Origin of the sequence: Shewanella sp. M-Br, assembly GCF_036245925.1 — a bacterium.
Classification (GTDB): Bacteria; Pseudomonadota; Gammaproteobacteria; order Enterobacterales; family Shewanellaceae; genus Shewanella; species Shewanella oncorhynchi.
Map to the genome: position 1 here is coordinate 29,527 of NZ_BJBV01000010.1, position 17,106 is coordinate 46,632.

Sequence of the window (17,106 nt, forward strand, 5' to 3'; positions counted from 1 at the left end):
GTGAGCCGTTGCATTGGATATTATGGCTCTAGATATTATTGCCTTAGATATCATGGAGCAATGCGATTGGGTAATCGCTGGCTTTTATCATCCCTTAAAAATGGAAAGGAACTGTGGTTATGCTTGATGTTGTCGCGAACCAAGACAAAAGTATTGTGGTTAAACAGTTACGATACGGGCGTGATAATGAGGTGTTAATCGTCGATGAGTGGCAACTGCATCCTGCTGAACACTGGGCGATTTTCGCGACCGACAGCTATTGTGGTTCCTTGCTCGGGCGAATATTAACGGGTGATATTCTGCCCGATGAAGGGACGATTGCTGGCCTGCCGCAACGTATCGGCTGGGTGTCACTTGGACTGCAGCAAGCGTTGCTGGAGCGCGAGTTAGAAAAAGACGAGTTGGATTACGGTTCGAGTGTCGAATCCTTAGTATTGGAATGCTGCCAAGATGCCAAGCAACTCCCAGCATTATTACAAAAGGTTGGGCTTGAGCCTCTGCGTCGGCGCGGTTTTCGGCAATTATCGACTGGTGAAACACGCCGAGTCATGCTGGCACGTGCACTGGCAATGTTACCGCAATTGCTGATTTTAGATGACCCTTACGCTGGGCTCGATGCTGAACATCAGGCGAGTTTATCTGAGCTGCTGAGTGAAGTGGCCGAGCATAGCCAGTTGCTGATCATTACCTCTCGCCAAGAAGAATTGCCGCCGTGCATCAGTCATGTGGCGCTGTTTAATGGTGAGATGCTCAAATCGGGGCAGAGTGTGCACAAACTCAGCCCGTCGATGTCGATTGAGCAATGGCACAATCATCCTGTGATGGCGCAGCTGAATGCGTTATCGGCGCAACGTAGCGATGAACTCTTGGCCTTGATGGAGCGGCAAAGACACAACGCCGAGGCGTTTGATCCTCTGGTCGAGATTAAAAATGGCAGAGTGGAATATGTCAGTGGGCTGATTTTCAGCGGCGTGAATTGGCGCATCGAGGCAGGGCAACATTGGCAAGTTCGTGGCCCAAATGGCTGCGGTAAAAGCACTTTGCTGGGGTTGATTTTAGGCGACCATCCTCAATGCTATAGCAATGACATCACGCTCTTTGGCCGACCTCGCGGAAGCGGCGAGAGTATTTGGCAGATTAAACAACGGATTGGCATAGTATCGTCGGCGCTACACTTGCAATATCGCGTCAGTTGCTCGGCATTAGATGTGCTGCTTTCGGGCTTTTTTGACTCTATTGGCCTGTACCATAAACCCACTAAACCTCAGCTAGATTTGGCGAAGGAATGGTTGGCGATTTTGCACATGACAGGGCTGGCGAGCACCAGCTTTAAGAAGCTCGATTATGGTCAGCAGCGATTATTGCTAATAGGTCGCGCCCTGATTAAACAGCCACTGTTGCTGATTTTAGATGAGCCGTATCAGGGCTTAGATTTTATCAATCGCACCTTAGTGATGCGGGCGTTGGAGATGATAGCCGAGCATCATCTGAGCCAATTGCTGTACGTGTCGCACCATAGGGAAGATGCCTTACCTGCGATTAAAAACTTTGTCGATTTTATCAAGCAAGATGACGGCTATTCGGTACAGGTGAACTACTGTGAGTCTGAGGATTTAACCCGTTTAAATCAGTAAATGCCACCTATCGCAGTCGCTTAACGGCTGCTTATTTGTTTGCAGAGTTTGTCATTATCCCTCGGCACCCTAATGCAGGTTAAGATTAACCTTACTGGGCGCTAGCCATTGAGTGTGTTAGTCACGCTCAATGGCAATATACCTGTGGTGCGAAAGATTTTCGTATTCAAGTGAAAACTGAGATACACCACATATCGATAATGAGGGCATCGCCCTAGTGCTTAATCCCCCATTCGCCAGACAGCAGTTCTGTTAATTAGTCATGCTTGATATAGGTAACTGTGAGCCGTCTTACAGTTTTGAATGTCGTTGGCGCGAATAATAGTTTCTGGCCTAGGCCAGAAACTCGTGACAGTTTTATGGTTCATCCACTGAACTTATTCATCAAGTCAGTTATCACGCTTGAGAATCCAGAACGATGGACTCCCTTAGCGAGATGAGCCCGAGTGTTACTCGTAGTACCGAAGATGTGCACTAAGACCTAAAACACGATTTCAAGACATATAAGACTATTTCAAGACATATAAGACTACTTAAAGTTAAAGATAAAAATATTTATGCCAAGACCCAAAAAATGCCGTCAATTATCGAGCTGTGTGCCCTGTAGCCTATTTAAGCCTAATGGGATCCCTGCGGTTAAATTAACCCATATTCAATTAGAGGCCGATGAGTTTGAGGCCCTCGAACTGGGTGACGTTAAAAGATTAAGCCAGATCGAAGCCGCGGCCTTGATGGGGATCTCTCGGCAAACCTTTGGATACCTTCTCGCCAATGCCCGTAAAAAGGTGGCGACGGCTATCACTCAAGGTCAAGCCTTGAGGCTGCCAACCCAAACAGACAAGGATTTATCATGATTATTGCCATGCCGATGAGCCGCGAACGCCTCGCCAGTCACTTTACGAAAGCCCTACAAATTGGCTTTTATAATGAACAGTTTCAACGAATCAAACTGGTCGATAACCCGGCAATTGAAGGTGACTGTAGTGCCAAAAAAGCCTTATTAGAGCTGATTATTCAACAAGGTACCGACATTGTACTTGTGCAGAATATCGGTGAGCGCATGTTAGGAAAGTTGCTCGATGCGAGGATTAGCGTGAGTAAAGGCAGTGCGAGCCAAACAGTGGCGACTTTACTTGCACAAACGGCGGATCTTAATCTTAGATTGACGGATGCATCCCAAGGCCGCGCTTCACTCAAACATGCAGCTAAGGGCGGATGTTGTCATTCTACAGGTGACGGCTGTGGTCGCAGCGGTAAAGCTAAAGCTGCACCTAGCTCAACACGTCTTATAAGCACGCCAGCAGTACAGGTTAAGCTCGATAAGTCAGTGCATTACGCTGGGTTTAGACCCTTGGTAAATAAATAATCTCAGTGTTTAATTTGAATTATTCCGCCACAGTTAAAGCGTAGGGGCGGGCTAGCGCCCCTCGAATATCCGCTAACGAAAACACCTTGGAAAACCGTCCAAAGGTTTTGCCATAAAACACACATTCCACCACAGGCAAGGCAAATACATTGCGGCTCGCCGCTATCTCACCTTGGGCTTGGCAATCAATATAGGCCATCCGCAACTGCGGGAATTCTTGCACTAACATCTCAGCAATTCTCGGTTTGAGCGTTTGGCACACACTGCAGTTTGGCGCGCCAAATAACAACAGCACCGCAGTATGCTCAGTTAACATGGACTCAAGCATCTCAGGTGAGTCAATTTGCGTGATGATATCAGTGTACATGCGTTGCCATTTGGAAGTTGTTATGGGTATGAATTCATGGGCTAGTTTGCGTATTTCTAGGGTTAAAGCCGGCCCATTGTTACCACGCTACTACCGATAAATTGACCAAGGTAGAATAAGCCAAGCATGAGAAGCCCGATACTGGCAGCAATCACTCCGATTTGCTGTATGTCTGTCAGGCTATCTCGCCATTGTTTTAGATTATTTATCATTTCACTACTAGTGACCTGCTACCTGCTACCTGCTACCTGCTCAGGCTTAAGGTTATACGCGTGACTTTACATATGTCGCATCGCTAACTGCACCACTGACGCTCGCAGGGAATGCCATCATCGTCACCATCCATTTGAGTATTGGGGCAATTTTGGATATAGAAAGTCGCCTCAGCACAGGAACTCATGTGGCTGCAATGGGTTTTACCCGCTTCACATTGGAAACTTGGTGTTGCCGTTGCTTGTGTTCGCGCTTTAGTTTCATACATGGGCATTGGCTGAGTGTCTTCATTCGTGAGGACTGGTACTTCATCGATTGCTGGAGCTTCATTGAATTCTTGGTATTGTTTAAAGCCAAAGATAACTATGGCCACGATTATTAGCAGCGGGATTATTGTATTAAAAGAGGATTTTCGTGGGCTATGGTAATGCGCTTTGTTTTTGTTATTGAAGTTTTCATTGCGTGATTGGATATGAGAGTGGGAGCGTGTTGTTGCACTCGCTGCAACGACTGCGACGCCTTCAATCGAGGCGATAACCGCTTTTCTTTTGCCGTCATTTTGCACTTCCGTTTGAAACAGAATGCTGTCGCCCACTATGGGTTTTCTCGCCATCTTTTTCAGCACCGAAATGTGAATAAACACATCTTGGGCTGCGTTTTTTTCAGGCTGAATAAAGCCAAATCCCTTTTCATCGTTCCAGCGTACCAGTACGCCTCTATCCATGAGCATTTTCTATGTCCTTAATTTAACGGCTTAATATTTTTAGTTATTGAATATCAATACTTACTTGAGTCGTGCCTATTTATCTCTTTTAAGGAGCAAACCGTACTTAGGTTGACGAGTCAGCGATTCAATGTTGGCAGCTAAGTTACTCAAGCATAGGAAGTTTTGCAATTTTTTATCTTGAATTTGCTTATGTGTGACTCATTCGCTTTGAGTGTATGGCGGTGGGGAAATGTGAGCACTTAGCAGAAACGGTTGGCATTTTTGTAAATTCAATACAAACAATAGATTGCATTAATAATAAACAAAGTGATCAAAAAATGTGCATGAAAACTTGCAATTTTACTGTGTGCTACATAGTATTTGCTGTGTGGCGCACAGTGTGTGTGACACAGTGTTAAGGACAGGAATTCGACAATGACAAGTTCACAGCTAGTCAAAATGCGACTCGAGTTGCGCCGTGGGGTATTAGTGTTGGCGGTACTGGGATTATTAAAACAAGCCCACTACGGTTATTCGCTCCGCAAACAGTTGCAGGAAGGTGGTATTGATATTGACGAAGGGACTCTGTATCCCTTAGTGCGCCGCCTAGCCGATCAAGGATTGTTGGATAGTGAGTGGCGACAGGCCGAAGGGCGTGAGCGTCGTTATTACCAATTGTCATCATTGGGGGCTGAGTTACTCAGTCAACTGACCGATGAATGGCAGCAACTTAATGGCGCCTTGGCTTTTTTACTGGAGCAAAGCGCTGACACTAATGGCTCTGATATGAAAAGCTCAGACGAGAGTGCAGAGGAGATTTGATATGGAATTAGTCGATCGCTATATCGCCGCGGTGCAGCGAGAATTGCCCGAGAACAAACGTCAGGAAATAGGCCGTGAATTAAAAGCCAATATCTGCGACCAATTGGATGCCCTATCTGAACAAGGTAAATTGACTGAAGCGCAAATTGTCGCGGTATTAAAGCAAATGGGTCATCCCTGTAAGGTCGCGCAGCAATTTGTTCCGGCAGTGCCTATTATTGCCTCTGAGGATATTCCGCTTTTTAAACATACACTTTTCACTGTGCTTGGGGTCTTGTTTGTGCTGCAGGTTGTGGGCGGCACGACTCAATGGTTGGGCTCGGCAGGGGGGGATCTATTAGGATTTATCCACCATATTGCTAAAGGTTTTATTGGCGATGCCTGTCTTGCCTTTACCGCTATCCTGTTAGCCTTTTGGAGTTTCTCGGCTCAGGGGAAACCCCTATCTGGCAGCAATTGCCAAAAATGGCAGCCGCAGAATTTGCCTAAGGTTGGGCCCGGTTGGCAGCATATTAGTTTAAGCGATGTGTTTACCGATCTGGCGACATATCTTTTTCTCTTACTTGTGATCTGGTGTTCTGTGTGGATGAGTAGCGAGCAATTAGCCGCGCGGACTGTGATTTTCAGCGCCAGTGCTCAGCAATTGTTGCAATGGTTTAGCCCTATTATTTTGCTGTCTATGGGCAATAGTCTCTGGCAACTACGCCGCCGAGTGTGGACTACTGAATTGTTACTGGCGAATATGGGGATCAATCTTGCTTATGCCTCGTTCTTAGTCTTTCTGGCCTTTAGTTCGCCACTATTACAAAGCCAAGTACAAAACCAAGGAGCTGAATTAAATGGGGAATTTACGTTATTACAGTTAGAACATTGGCTAAGTTATACTCTAGTGATTGCCGCTATGTTCCCAGGCTATGAGGTGATTCGCGATGGGTTGCGTTGGCGTAAACTCGCAAGCAAATAAGTAAGGTTTAGCCTAGGTTTTGTAGGTGAGTTTTATTCACTTTTTCATCGAATACATGGCCTGTTCAGTATGATTGAACAGGCTTTTTACATTAGTGCCATCTTCTGTGGGGAAAAGTAAGCCACGACTTTTACCGTCGATGCTGATTTATTCTGGGGTATCGCCATGATTCATTTCATTATTAAGCGATTTTTGGGCCTGTTGTTTGTAGGTGTCAAATATGCCTTCTTGCTTCATCTGTTTTAGCTCACGAGCAAGATTAACGGCGAGTGCCGCGTGACGTTTATTTAAGTAACCATAGCTGGTAAGTTCTTCTAGGGTGGCAATCGCGATTATTTTGCTGCCTTGAAACTCAGGCGTTTGTAATAGATCCAATGAGCTTGCCTCCGTATCAATATAGATATCGATTCGGTCGCGGAGCATTTTACGAAAGGAGCTCGCGGGGGACGAAGATTCAGTCAGACGCTCCTTAGGAATGAGTCCCTTTAGCTTTTGTTCTGCGAGGAACACGCCTCGATAGTATTCGATCTTGTATCGACTCTTTTGCAGCGCTTGCCAGTCAGGTATTTTGATTTCGGGATTGTGCGCGAAGGCAATTAAATGGGTATCGATAACCGGTTCTTCAATTCGAATGAGGTTGGTAAACTTTTCGCCATAATGAGATACACGCCCCGGCTCACCATCCACTTTACCTGAGTCCGCCATCATACTGGCGCGGGCTGCGGGAACCACTTGATAGGAGAAGTCATATCCTAAGCGTTCAAAGGCTTGGGCGTAAATCAGTTCAGCCCATTTAAAGTAGAAGTTATGTTTGGGGTCCTCATAAAACGCCATCGTAATGATAGGTTTATCAGCAATCATTACTGTGGTTTCTGCTGTTGATTTGCTGGTTGCATGAACCGAGACACAAAAGAAAAGGCCTACCCACACACTCCAAATGTGCATATTGCTCCATCGTTGCATAGCGTGTCTCTCAAAGTGTTGAGTTATTTAGAGTATAGCTAGCCTGATAAATGGGTTCATTTTTATTCAAGCAAGATTATTTTATTTCCATGATTTCGCACTAACACACGGTTGAAATGTGATCTGTTGGCGGACATTTTGTCCTTTTGGGTTTAAAAATGTGAGATACGGCACGTAGAAATGATATTTGCCTGTATTTTGCTGGTTTTTTATTCATCAGAGTTTGAGCTTGATCGGTTTTTTGCTTGTAAATAAGGCGTTAAATCCCTGCCGTCTATCACCTGTAGTAGGAAAGAAAGGATGAAATCGGGACTGGGATTATCAGGAATGCGGTTATCAAAGCTTTGGTTATCAATGACGTGGTTATTACCTCTTTGTTGTTTATCGAGTGCCGTAGTGGCAGAGGCGGCAACGGACAATATCGAACGCCTTGAGGTGCGCGGCAGGCAAATTAACACCTTAGGCCATAGTACTTCGGCATCTGAGGGGATAGTCGGCGCGGCAGAAATCGAGAGTCGCCCCCTATTACGAACCGGCGAAATCCTCGAATTTGTTCCTGGGATGATAGTCACTCAGCACAGTGGTTCGGGTAAGGCGAATCAGTATTTCTTACGCGGCTTTAATTTGGATCATGGCACAGACTTTAATACTCGAGTCGATGGTATGCCTGTGAATATGCGAACCCATGGGCACGGTCAGGGTTATACGGATCTTAACTTTTTGATCCCTGAACTTATAGGCGAGATCCATTATGCCAAAGGCGCTTATTATCCTGAGGTGGCCGATTTTTCTGGCGCGGGTGCAGCCCAATTACTGCTGGCAGATCAACTCCCCCATAACCAAGTTGGGGTGACGTTGGGTGAATATGGCTACCAGCGACTCGTGGCGACTCAGGAGTTAAACACTGACATGGGGCGTTTTATTTGGGGTGGTGAGGCACAAACCTATGATGGCCCGTGGACGGATATTGATGAGGATGTGAGTAAGATCAGTCTCGTCGGGCGTTATTTAACTCGGCTCGGCGAGGGTGACTTGAGCGTCACTATGATGGCCTACGACAACAGCTGGAATTCGGCGGATCAGATCCCCGCCCGTGCGGTGGATTCTGGATTAATTGATTTTTATGGATCTTTAGATAAAGACGTCGGCGGTGAATCTAACCGTTATAGCGTTTCAGCTAATTACGATGCGGGTGATTGGCAGGGAAATGTCTACGCCATTCGCTCGACTATGAATTTATTCTCTAATTTTACCTATTTTTTAAACGATCCCATCAATGGTGATGAGTTTGAACAAGTCGATGAACGCACGATTTGGGGCGGTGATCTTAAGCGTGATTGGCAGACTTCACTTGGTGGCACTCAACTGAATTACAGTGTGGGCGGCGATGTGCGTTATGACGATATTGGCGCAGTGGGTTTGTATAACACTCAGGCGCGACAACGGCTGAATACGGTAAGGCTTGATGAAGTGCAAGAGTTATCGAGTGGCATCTTTGGCAAAGTTGAGTGGCTGCCAGCTGAGCAATGGCGTTTTAATCTTGGGCTGCGTTACGATTATTTTGATGTGCAGGTCGACAGTGATAATCCGCTTAACAGTGGCGATGCGTCCGATGGTATGTTCAGCCTCAAAGCCGGCGCTTCTTATTTGTGGAGCGATAATCTTGAGTTATATGTTAATGCAGGCCAAGGGCTACATTCGAACGATGCCCGCGGTGCAACGATCAAGGTTGACCCTGTGAGTGGCGATGAGGTCGAAAAAGTCGATCTGCTCGTGCGCTCAAATGGCGGCGAATTTGGGGTGAAATACTATGACAGGGACTTTATTAATTTCTCTGCTGCGATCTGGTATCTGCAACTAGATTCAGAATTAGTATTTGTGGGCGATGCGGGTAACACTGAGCCGAGTCGTGCATCTGAACGTTATGGTGCTGAATTAACAGCTTATTATTGGCTGAATGAGGCAATCAGTATCGATATGGAATTAGCGTGGACTAACGCCAGATTTACTGAAAATGAATTTGAAGAGGGCAAGTATATCGATGGCGCAGTTCCCTTTGTTGCCAGTGCGGGCATCACCTATCGACCCGACGGAGATGGCCTGTATTCGAGTGTACGCGTGCGGCACCTTGGCGAGCGGGTGCTCGACAGCTTTAATGACCACAAGGCTGATGCGACCACATTAGTTAACCTCGCATTAGGATACGAGTTCCGCCGTTTCGACACTAAGCTTGAGCTGCTCAATGTGTTTGATAGTAAAGATCACGACATAGATTATTTTTATGCCTCTCGTTTGCCCGGCGAAGCTGCCGAAGGCGTTGAAGATCAGCATTATCATCCTGTTGAGCCACGAATGGTGAGAGTCAGCGTGAGTTATCATTTCTAGTGGTATTCATCGGTTAAGGCGATATCGAAGGTTATTATGTATTTCGCCGAGCAAAAATGTATCTCATTAAGCGTCCAGATAGTTGGGCGCTTTTTTCTGCTGCACTCATTTAAGCGCTAATCTAAGCCCAAATCGCTTCAAACTATGTGGCTGCAATAATTTACTATTCCCACGCTGACAATGGAGGCTAGAATGATGACGAGTCGATCTGAGTTTCCCCCTGTTTTACAGCTGATGCTATAGGTAGTCGCCGCGAGTTATGAGTACTGCAACACCCATTGAAAACATTAATTATTGGCGTCATCCTAGCTTATCAGGCATAGAACTGAGTCAGGCGGAATTTACGCATTTCAGTTTTGATAAACATGTGCATCTGGATTACCACTTAGGCGTAGTCACTCAAGGCGCGCAGCAGTTTGTGAATAAGGGCTGCAGTTATCAGCTTGGTCAGCATAGTTTATCGACCTTAAATCCCGACGAAACCCACGATGGTCAAAGCCGCGATGCCGACGGTTATCGGGTGAAAGTGATGTCGATTCCTGTGGAATACATGAATGAAGTCAGCCAAGAACTGGGTTTGAAGGAGCACTTTTTCAGCACGCCTATGGTGGATGACCCGACGCTTTATCAATATTTTATTCAGCTACACGAGCTATTAATTCAAGGTCAATGCAGTGCGCTAGCGGGTGAGTCCCACTTACTGAATTTTATTCATCTGCTGCTGGAGCGTTACCCAAGCGGTATTTCATCTTGCCTATCTAGGCCGAGTGAACAACTCGGGTTATCTAAGTTGCAGGTGAGCTTAGTGAAACAGCGAATTCACGATGAGCCTTGGCATAATACTCAACTTGAAACCTTAGCCAATGAAGTTAATTTAAGTAAGTTTCAGTTTTTGCGGCAATTTAAACAGGCAACAGGGATGACTCCCCATGCGTACCTTAAACGGGTGCGTTTAGAGTTGGCGAAAAAGTCCTTAAGTCATGGCGCTTTAGTAGCGGATGTGGCGCAGCAGTTCGGATTTTTCGATCAAAGTCATTTAAACAAAGCTTTTAAGCAGGCATTCCTATTATCGCCAGTGCAATTTCAGCGGCGTATGCTCTAATTTCCCCGTCTTTCGACGCCGCTGGTTTTTAAAAAACACTGAATAGTGCAATTTATTACAATTCAGCGCTGCGACAAATTGCCATACTGGCTGCCTTAGTTATCGTTATTAACTTTTTTTGCGGAGCTGCATATCTATGGATTTATCTTTATTACTCACCTTGGCTGTAATCCATGCCGTTGCTTTAATCAGTCCCGGGCCCGATTTCGCTATTATGGTGAAGATTGCGACTCAGCAGTCCAGAAGCACTGCGGTTGCCGCCGCTGTGGGGATTTCAATCGCCATTTTAGCTCATACGATTTTGAGTCTGACCGGTGTGAGTCTACTCATTAAGAGTTCGCACACTCTGTATCTCTTAGTGCAAATTGTGGGTGCTTCTTACCTCGCTTGGATGGGTTTTGGTGCCCTGCGTGCCAGTCTTGCGATACTCGCTAAACGTAAAATGAGTGCCAGAGTACATGCAGGGACAAATGATGATGCTGTTGGTGACGTTGAAGGCGTGGCGTCTGTTGCTGGTGGCTTAGGTGGCGCTATGTCGCGCAGGCAAGGTTTTTTGACTGGGCTTTATACCAATCTATTGAATCCGAAAGCATTAGTGTTTTTCTTAACCCTGTTTTCGGCCTTGATTACCCCAAGTGTTACAACGAGCACTAAAATCGCTTCCGCTATTTTGTTGTTGTCTTTGTCATTGGCATGGTTTGGCTTTTTAGCGGTAATGTTGTCAAAGGTGCAGGTGCAACTTAAATTGCAGCGACTAACACCGGTTATCGATGCGGTTATTGGTGTCATCTTTATGTCAGTAGCCTTGGCGATTTACTCAAACCTATTATTAACCGCTTTGTCAGGCGCAGTGTAAATCACCTTAGGTTTTAGTCTGAGGCACTTATGGTATTCTTGGCCTTTAGTCTCAGCAGAGACATTTGGAGTAAGGGATAAAGATGCCATTCGCCTCACGACTCAAGGGAAGCAAATTAGCTGTTTTCAGCCAAGTTAAACTGATGAATATCGCGTTTTCTGCGGCGTTAATATTCAGCGTTATGGGTTTAAGCATCAATGCAAACGCCGCTGATGAAGCCATGCCACAGGAATACATCCCTCTGGTGCAGGGGCTTATCGACGCCGCCAAGGCCAATGATCTTGAGGTGATTGCTAAGCGTGTGGCTTACCCGCTTAAACGTGAATATCCTATCCCCGCGATTCAAAATACGCAGGAAATGATCGCACGTTTCGATCAGGTTTTTGATCCTAAGCTGCTTGAGCAGATCGCCCATTCTAAGATTGAAGCCGATTGGCAGACAATGGGCTGGCGCGGCATTATGCTCGGTAGCGGTGTTGTGTGGCTGGATTTTGATGGCAAGATCATCGCCATTAACTATCAAACACCGGTAGAGGCAAAACTGAAAGCAGAGCTTATTGCTAAGCAACAAACGGAATTACATCCGAGTGTGAGTGAGTTTGTCAGCCCAGCGTTATCTTGGGAGACAGCCAAGTTTACCATTCGTGTCGATGATATGGGGAACAGCCAATACCGCTATGCCGCATGGGCAAAGGGTAAGGCATTGAGTGAAAAGCCAGATTTAGTACTGAATAAAGGCAAACTCGTTTTTGATGGCAGTGGAGGGAATCATTCATACCAATTTCGCAGCGGCCCATACCAGTATTATTGTTATGTCACCGTCTTAGGCGGCAGCGATAGTTCTCTAGGCGAGCTAGTGGTGTTTAAGAATGACCAAGAAATACTGACACAAGCTGTCATTAAAGCAGACTAGTCTCGTTTCCCTATCCCTATGAGTGAGATTTAAAGCCGCGACTATCCGTTGATGGTCGCTGCTTTAATCTTCCATATTTTAGAAAGTTACTGGTGCAACAATGCTAATCTTAGGTAAGTTCTCAATATATAATTCGTCCTAAAAAGCTAATGTATCACTCCCTTTTGTAAGCAAACTTGCATGCAAGTCTAAAGATAACGTCATACAGGAATTTATTAACACTATGAATAAAAAAAAATTGGAAGTAATGACACCGAAATTTGCTAGTGACTTCGCCTGTATTGGCAGTGATTGTACTGCTCATTGCTGTAATACTTGGACAGTAGAAGTAGACAAACAGACTTATAAAACCTTAAAAAAGCACGGTGATATTGTAATTCGTCAACTTGCTTCTTCAACCTTCAAGCTAACTAGAAAATCAGAAAAAGATTACGCCAGTATAAAAATGTCCAACAATGGTGATTGCCCTGTTTTAGATGAAAAAAACTTATGCAATATACATAAAAAATGTGGTCCAAAACTACTACCACATGTATGCCAAGATTATCCGCGTACACCTCGTTGGTTTGGCGAACAAGCTGAGATGAGTATGGCGATTTCTTGCCCTGAAGTCGTTAAAAATGTCTTATATGATCCTGAAGCCATGATGATATCAACTGTAACTCAATACCAAAATGAATTAAGTCATGGCAATATCCGTGGTTTAACTGCTGCTAATCTACCTGCGTATTTAGCATTTATTCGTGATTTTTGCTTTAGTATTGCTTTAAATTCTGAACTCAACTTTGAACAACAACTATTTATAATTGGCTTATTTTTAAAACAGTCTGATTCTCATTTAAATAATATCACTCGTTTGTCAGAACTTGCTGAGAACTTTAATATCATGATTAGTGATGGTACTTTGCTTGAGCATTTTCAAGCACTGCCTTCAGTATCGGCTATAAAGTGGCATTTCTTTGCAACTCAAGATTCATTTTTCGTTACCCATATATATAAAAATAAAGAGATCCCCACATGCAATATTAAAAAGTTTGATGATTTCATCGAATGCCAACAGATGCTAATGAGAAGCCTCAACACTAATGAGGCCTCCAGTAACAATGATAATATTTTCATAGTCGCCAATCCAAATCGAGAGCATCATGCCTACACTGAAATATTAAAAATCTCACAAAAAATAATAGATGAGCATTTAGCAGAATATCCTCATCTTTTAAATAACTTTTTGTTATATAGTATTTATAACGACCAATTTATGGCTCACTTAGGCAAGCGACCAACTGAGTATTTTAAGTTTCTAATACTTGATATATTAATGCTAAAAAGTTACTTGGCAGGAATTGCTATGCAGCAAGAAAAGTTAACCAAAGACTCCGTTGTAAAATTGTTTCAGAGTTATTTTAGACGTAGACAGCATTATCCTGGATTACTAGCTTTCATGGATGAAAAAATAAAAGAGGCTGAATTGCAGAGTGAGTATGTTATTTTTTCACTCCTAAAAAATTAAATCAGCTTATAATTAATCATTTTTAACGATAGATGACACTCTAGTGGTGTCAGCACCGGAATAACTCTAAAATTACAGAAGACACCTACTCCACTCGAAACGACCACAGTTATTCGCCAAGTCCATTGCATGTTCGAGATATGGTTATGAGTGTAGTGGCCAATAAAAATTGGCTACATCTTTAGAAGTTTTAAATATAAATACTTATCTGAAATAAGCCCGATTAGAATTTATTTCTAGCGGACTTCTATCCAAATGTGAGTTATAACATTCTGTGGAAATGACTATTCACGTAGCATTATTCAGTCGGTTTTAATTCGCGAAATAAAAAGAGCATTAAGGATGAACTTAATGCTCTTTTTTATGGATAAATGCCTGCTCAAACTGTGTTGCGGTAATGGGTTTACCGTAGAGGTAGCCTTGGCCTAAGTCGCATTCTTCGTGACGAATAAAGGCATCTTGTTCTAGGGTTTCTACGCCTTCGGCGATCACTTCCAAGTCTAGTTTCTTACCAATGGCAATAATTGCCTTTGTTAACTCTCTATTTTGTTCGTTTTCTTCGAGTTTACTAATAAAGCAGCGATCGATTTTTAAGGTGTCGAAAGAGTATTTTTGTAGATAACTTAAGGATGAGTAGCCTGTGCCAAAATCATCTAGGGAGATGCGGATACCGAGTTCTTGTAGTTTTTGGATAGCATTGTGGGCAATGTGTTCATCCTGCATCAGCATGCCTTCGGTAATTTCAAGTTCTAAGGCGGTCGGTGGCAATTGATAGAGGGTGAGTAAGTCGGCTATGTGTTCGCTAAAGCGGGGATTGCGCATTTGCAAAGGGGAAATATTGATGGCGATTTTAAACTCTTGGCCTACCTCGCGACACCATTTTGCCGCCTGAGACAGTGCGGTATGCAATACAAAATTGCCAATATCGATAATCTGGCCATTACGTTCAGCTAAGGCGATGAATCTGTCTGGGGCGACATTGCCAAGGATGGGATTATGCCAGCGCAGCAGGGCTTCAGCACCAATCACTTGCTTCGTCTTTAAGTTAATAAAGGGTTGGTAATGCAGGCTTAACTCGTTCTTGTTCAGTGCATCGACCAAGTGGGATTCCAGTTGATAGCGTAGGTTTAAAGCGGCTTGCGTATCTTGATTAAAGAAGCTGTGAGTTGAGCCATCAGCCTTGCTGATCGTCATGGCCGCTCCGGCTTTTTGCAGCAGGATGGCGGCATCGATACCATCCATAGGTGCTTGTGCTATGCCCATGCTCGAGGGAATCGTGATTACAAAATCAGCCACACCAAAGGGCGTGTTACAGCAGTTAAGCACTTTATTGATGAGTTTATTGGTTTCGTTATTCGAAGGTTTGTGGGCTTGAATAATCACAAATTCGGCGCCAGCGATGCGGGCGATAAAGGTGTTTTCATCGGTATAGTGCTGTAAACGTTGGCTGAGAATTGTGAGAATTTTATCGCCAATCAGGTAACCATAACTGTCGTTGATGGATTTGAAATTGCGCAGCCCAAGATAGAGTACTGAAATCTTTTCTTTGCGATTCACTTTTTCGAGCATGATAGACAGACTATTAATCAAATTGATGCGATTGGGTAATCCCGTCAGTGGATCATAGCTTTTATGGTATTCCAGTGAGGTTTCGGTGGAGGTGCGGTTTTCGATTTCTTTGATGAGCTTGCCGCTAAGTTCGGCGAGTTCATGGGTGCGCTGTTGTACTTTTTGCTCTAGCTGCTGATTGTGCAGTTGTAGCTTAGCCTGTTGATAAAGGGTGACTAGGTTAGCTTCGATACCATTTTGAAACCGAGCGAGTAAGCTGCGAAAAGATTGGGGGTAATTATGCTCTTGGCTATCGAGCATGCAGATAGTGCCAAAGGCACTGCTATCTGGCCAACGTAAAGGTAAACCACAGTATGCGATCATGCCGAGTTTAATGTCAGGATTTTTGTCCCAGTTTTTATCCTTTAGGGCGTTAGGAATGTGGAGTTCCTTACCTTCTTTGATCACTGTTTCGCAGTAAAGCCCGTGGCCTAAACTGTCTTTATCATGTTTTTTATAGGGATTACCTTGGGTGCGGCTCGAGGTAAAGACCTCAATATCGGTTTGATGGACACGCATGATCAAAGCGGCGGGGGTGTCGACTAATTCAGAGAGTAAATCTAAGGTTTGTTGCCAGTTATCAACCATTTCTTGGGGAACAACGATTTTGTCTGTGTCGATAGCAATGTCGGCAAATAAACGATCTTTTTGAGACTGGTTAATGGCGAGGTTGTATGGCATGAATGCTCAGTCCTAGAGGCGCGATACTATTCATAAACTATAGTCTTTTTACTCATGATGTGAGTCTTTTCGGTAAATTTAGTTACTGCAAAATCTCGGTTCTATCTTAAATACTGCGCTGTTAGATCTCTTAAGTGTTAGGTAAGAATTCAACGGTACTCTAACACTAAATGTTCTGGTTTTTGGATTTATTAGTGAATAACTATCTGAAAGATAAAGTTATGATGACATTTATGGATTTTGCTAAGGGGCATTTAATTACGCCGCTTTTAGTGTTTGCAGTGATCATAGTGGGGCTTGAATGGACTCACGCTGATATGAAAGTCGCGACTTTGTTATTTCATTGGCAAGGGGGCATCGACTCTTGGCCATTGAGAGGATATTGGTTGACCGAAGATTTACTGCATGTCACTGGGCGTAACTTTGTCATCTTGTTGGCGGTGAGTGTCGTAGTCGGCATTGCCTTTAGTTTTCGAAGTGACAGGGTAAAACCGTACCGCAAGGGCCTGATTTACCTATTTAGTAGCGTATTGGCGAGTGTGTTGCTGGTCCGAATTGGCAAGAGCGTTACTCACATGACCTGCCCGTGGGATGTGATTGAGTTTGGCGGCCATATGATACATTCATCCTTGTTTTCTCGTTTACCTAAAAGTGCTGAGTTTGGTCAATGTTTCCCGGGTGGCCATGCCAGCGGCGGGTTTGCTTGGGTTGCCTTGTATTACGTGCTGCGTGAGTATCGCCCGCATTTAGCTAAGTTTGGATTAATCTTTGGTTTGAGTTTAGGCCTAGTATTTGGCATTGGCCAAGAGTTACGCGGTGCCCACTTCTTGAGTCATGATTTATGGAGTTTAGCCATAGCATGGACGTCCGCTAGCCTACTCTACTATGTGTTTTTTCTGCGCTCGCCTGCGTTTAGAAAGTCTAAATTGGTCGCTTTGGGTCAAATGTTCAAGGTTGCAAGTAGTGGAATATCGCAAAAATAACGAGCTGTGAAGCTAACGCCCTGAGTCCTTATT

At 44.4% G+C, this 17,106-nt stretch carries 15 protein-coding genes; 11 read left to right on the top strand and 4 right to left on the bottom strand.

Translation table 11 applies throughout. The features are described from left to right. The first annotated feature begins 119 nt into the window (after positions 1 to 119). The 3 genes from AAA952_RS10045 to AAA952_RS10055 all read left to right on the top strand — a co-directional run bounded on the left by AAA952_RS10045 (position 120) and on the right by AAA952_RS10055 (position 3,000). The gene (locus AAA952_RS10045; protein ID WP_338256630.1) at positions 120 to 1,634 is read left to right on the top strand and encodes an ATP-binding cassette domain-containing protein; all 1,515 of its coding nucleotides are present in this window, start codon (positions 120 to 122) and stop codon (positions 1,632 to 1,634) included. A gap of 557 nt (positions 1,635 to 2,191) precedes the next feature. Further along, complete coding sequence (locus AAA952_RS10050; protein ID WP_012088215.1) at positions 2,192 to 2,488, top strand: DUF134 domain-containing protein; 297 nt, start codon at positions 2,192 to 2,194, stop codon at positions 2,486 to 2,488. Continuing rightward, on the top strand, positions 2,485 to 3,000 hold the full coding sequence (locus tag AAA952_RS10055) for a NifB/NifX family molybdenum-iron cluster-binding protein (protein ID WP_338256635.1): 516 nt from the start codon (positions 2,485 to 2,487) through the stop codon (positions 2,998 to 3,000). The genes AAA952_RS10050 and AAA952_RS10055 overlap by 4 nt, the downstream gene beginning before the upstream one ends. 19 nt (positions 3,001 to 3,019) lie before the next feature. Here the strand turns inward: AAA952_RS10055 and AAA952_RS10060 are convergent, their stop codons facing one another. After that, positions 3,020 to 3,367, bottom strand: coding sequence for a thioredoxin family protein (locus AAA952_RS10060; protein WP_338256637.1), 348 nt, complete (start codon positions 3,365 to 3,367; stop codon positions 3,020 to 3,022). 295 nt (positions 3,368 to 3,662) lie between these two features. Next, positions 3,663 to 4,310, bottom strand: coding sequence for an excalibur calcium-binding domain-containing protein (locus tag AAA952_RS10065; RefSeq protein ID WP_263169188.1), 648 nt, complete (start codon positions 4,308 to 4,310; stop codon positions 3,663 to 3,665). A gap of 411 nt (positions 4,311 to 4,721) precedes the next feature. On the opposite strand from AAA952_RS10065, the gene AAA952_RS10070 reads away from it, so the two are divergent. Beyond that, on the top strand, positions 4,722 to 5,108 hold the full coding sequence (locus tag AAA952_RS10070; RefSeq protein WP_105251375.1) for a PadR family transcriptional regulator: 387 nt from the start codon (positions 4,722 to 4,724) through the stop codon (positions 5,106 to 5,108). A 1-nt stretch (position 5,109) separates the two neighbouring features. Then, entirely contained in the window at positions 5,110 to 6,072 is a 963-nt protein-coding gene (locus AAA952_RS10075; RefSeq protein ID WP_263200631.1) for a hypothetical protein, read from the top strand. Between the two features lie 147 nt (positions 6,073 to 6,219). Here the strand turns inward: AAA952_RS10075 and AAA952_RS10080 are convergent, their stop codons facing one another. Then, positions 6,220 to 7,035: a substrate-binding periplasmic protein gene (locus AAA952_RS10080; protein ID WP_338256644.1), complete on the bottom strand. Its 816-nt coding sequence runs from the start codon at positions 7,033 to 7,035 to the stop codon at positions 6,220 to 6,222. A gap of 327 nt (positions 7,036 to 7,362) precedes the next feature. Here AAA952_RS10080 and AAA952_RS10085 point away from each other — a divergent pair, with 327 nt between their 5' ends. The 5 genes from AAA952_RS10085 (at position 7,363) to fliB (ending at position 13,801) form a co-directional block, all read left to right on the top strand. Further along, positions 7,363 to 9,420 (top strand): TonB-dependent receptor, encoded by a 2,058-nt coding sequence (locus AAA952_RS10085; RefSeq protein ID WP_445190377.1) that lies wholly within the window; start codon positions 7,363 to 7,365, stop codon positions 9,418 to 9,420. Positions 9,421 to 9,679: 259 nt separating this feature from the next. Next, entirely contained in the window at positions 9,680 to 10,522 is an 843-nt protein-coding gene (locus AAA952_RS10090; RefSeq protein WP_338256649.1) for an AraC family transcriptional regulator, read from the top strand. A 136-nt stretch (positions 10,523 to 10,658) separates the two neighbouring features. Further along, complete coding sequence (locus AAA952_RS10095; protein WP_113939989.1) at positions 10,659 to 11,378, top strand: LysE family translocator; 720 nt, start codon at positions 10,659 to 10,661, stop codon at positions 11,376 to 11,378. A gap of 82 nt (positions 11,379 to 11,460) precedes the next feature. After that, entirely contained in the window at positions 11,461 to 12,291 is an 831-nt protein-coding gene (locus tag AAA952_RS10100; protein ID WP_338256651.1) for a hypothetical protein, read from the top strand. 223 nt (positions 12,292 to 12,514) lie between these two features. Further along, positions 12,515 to 13,801: a flagellin lysine-N-methylase gene (fliB, locus tag AAA952_RS10105; RefSeq protein WP_263208419.1), complete on the top strand. Its 1,287-nt coding sequence runs from the start codon at positions 12,515 to 12,517 to the stop codon at positions 13,799 to 13,801. A 348-nt stretch (positions 13,802 to 14,149) separates the two neighbouring features. Here fliB and AAA952_RS10110 read toward each other — a convergent pair whose 3' ends face one another. After that, positions 14,150 to 16,090: a bifunctional diguanylate cyclase/phosphodiesterase gene (locus AAA952_RS10110; RefSeq protein WP_306684530.1), complete on the bottom strand. Its 1,941-nt coding sequence runs from the start codon at positions 16,088 to 16,090 to the stop codon at positions 14,150 to 14,152. A gap of 224 nt (positions 16,091 to 16,314) precedes the next feature. Here AAA952_RS10110 and AAA952_RS10115 point away from each other — a divergent pair, with 224 nt between their 5' ends. After that, positions 16,315 to 17,073 carry a phosphatase PAP2 family protein gene (locus AAA952_RS10115; RefSeq protein WP_338256917.1) on the top strand — a complete coding sequence of 253 codons (759 nt, stop codon included), beginning with the start codon at positions 16,315 to 16,317 and terminating at the stop codon, positions 17,071 to 17,073. Positions 17,074 to 17,106: the final 33 nt, after the last annotated feature.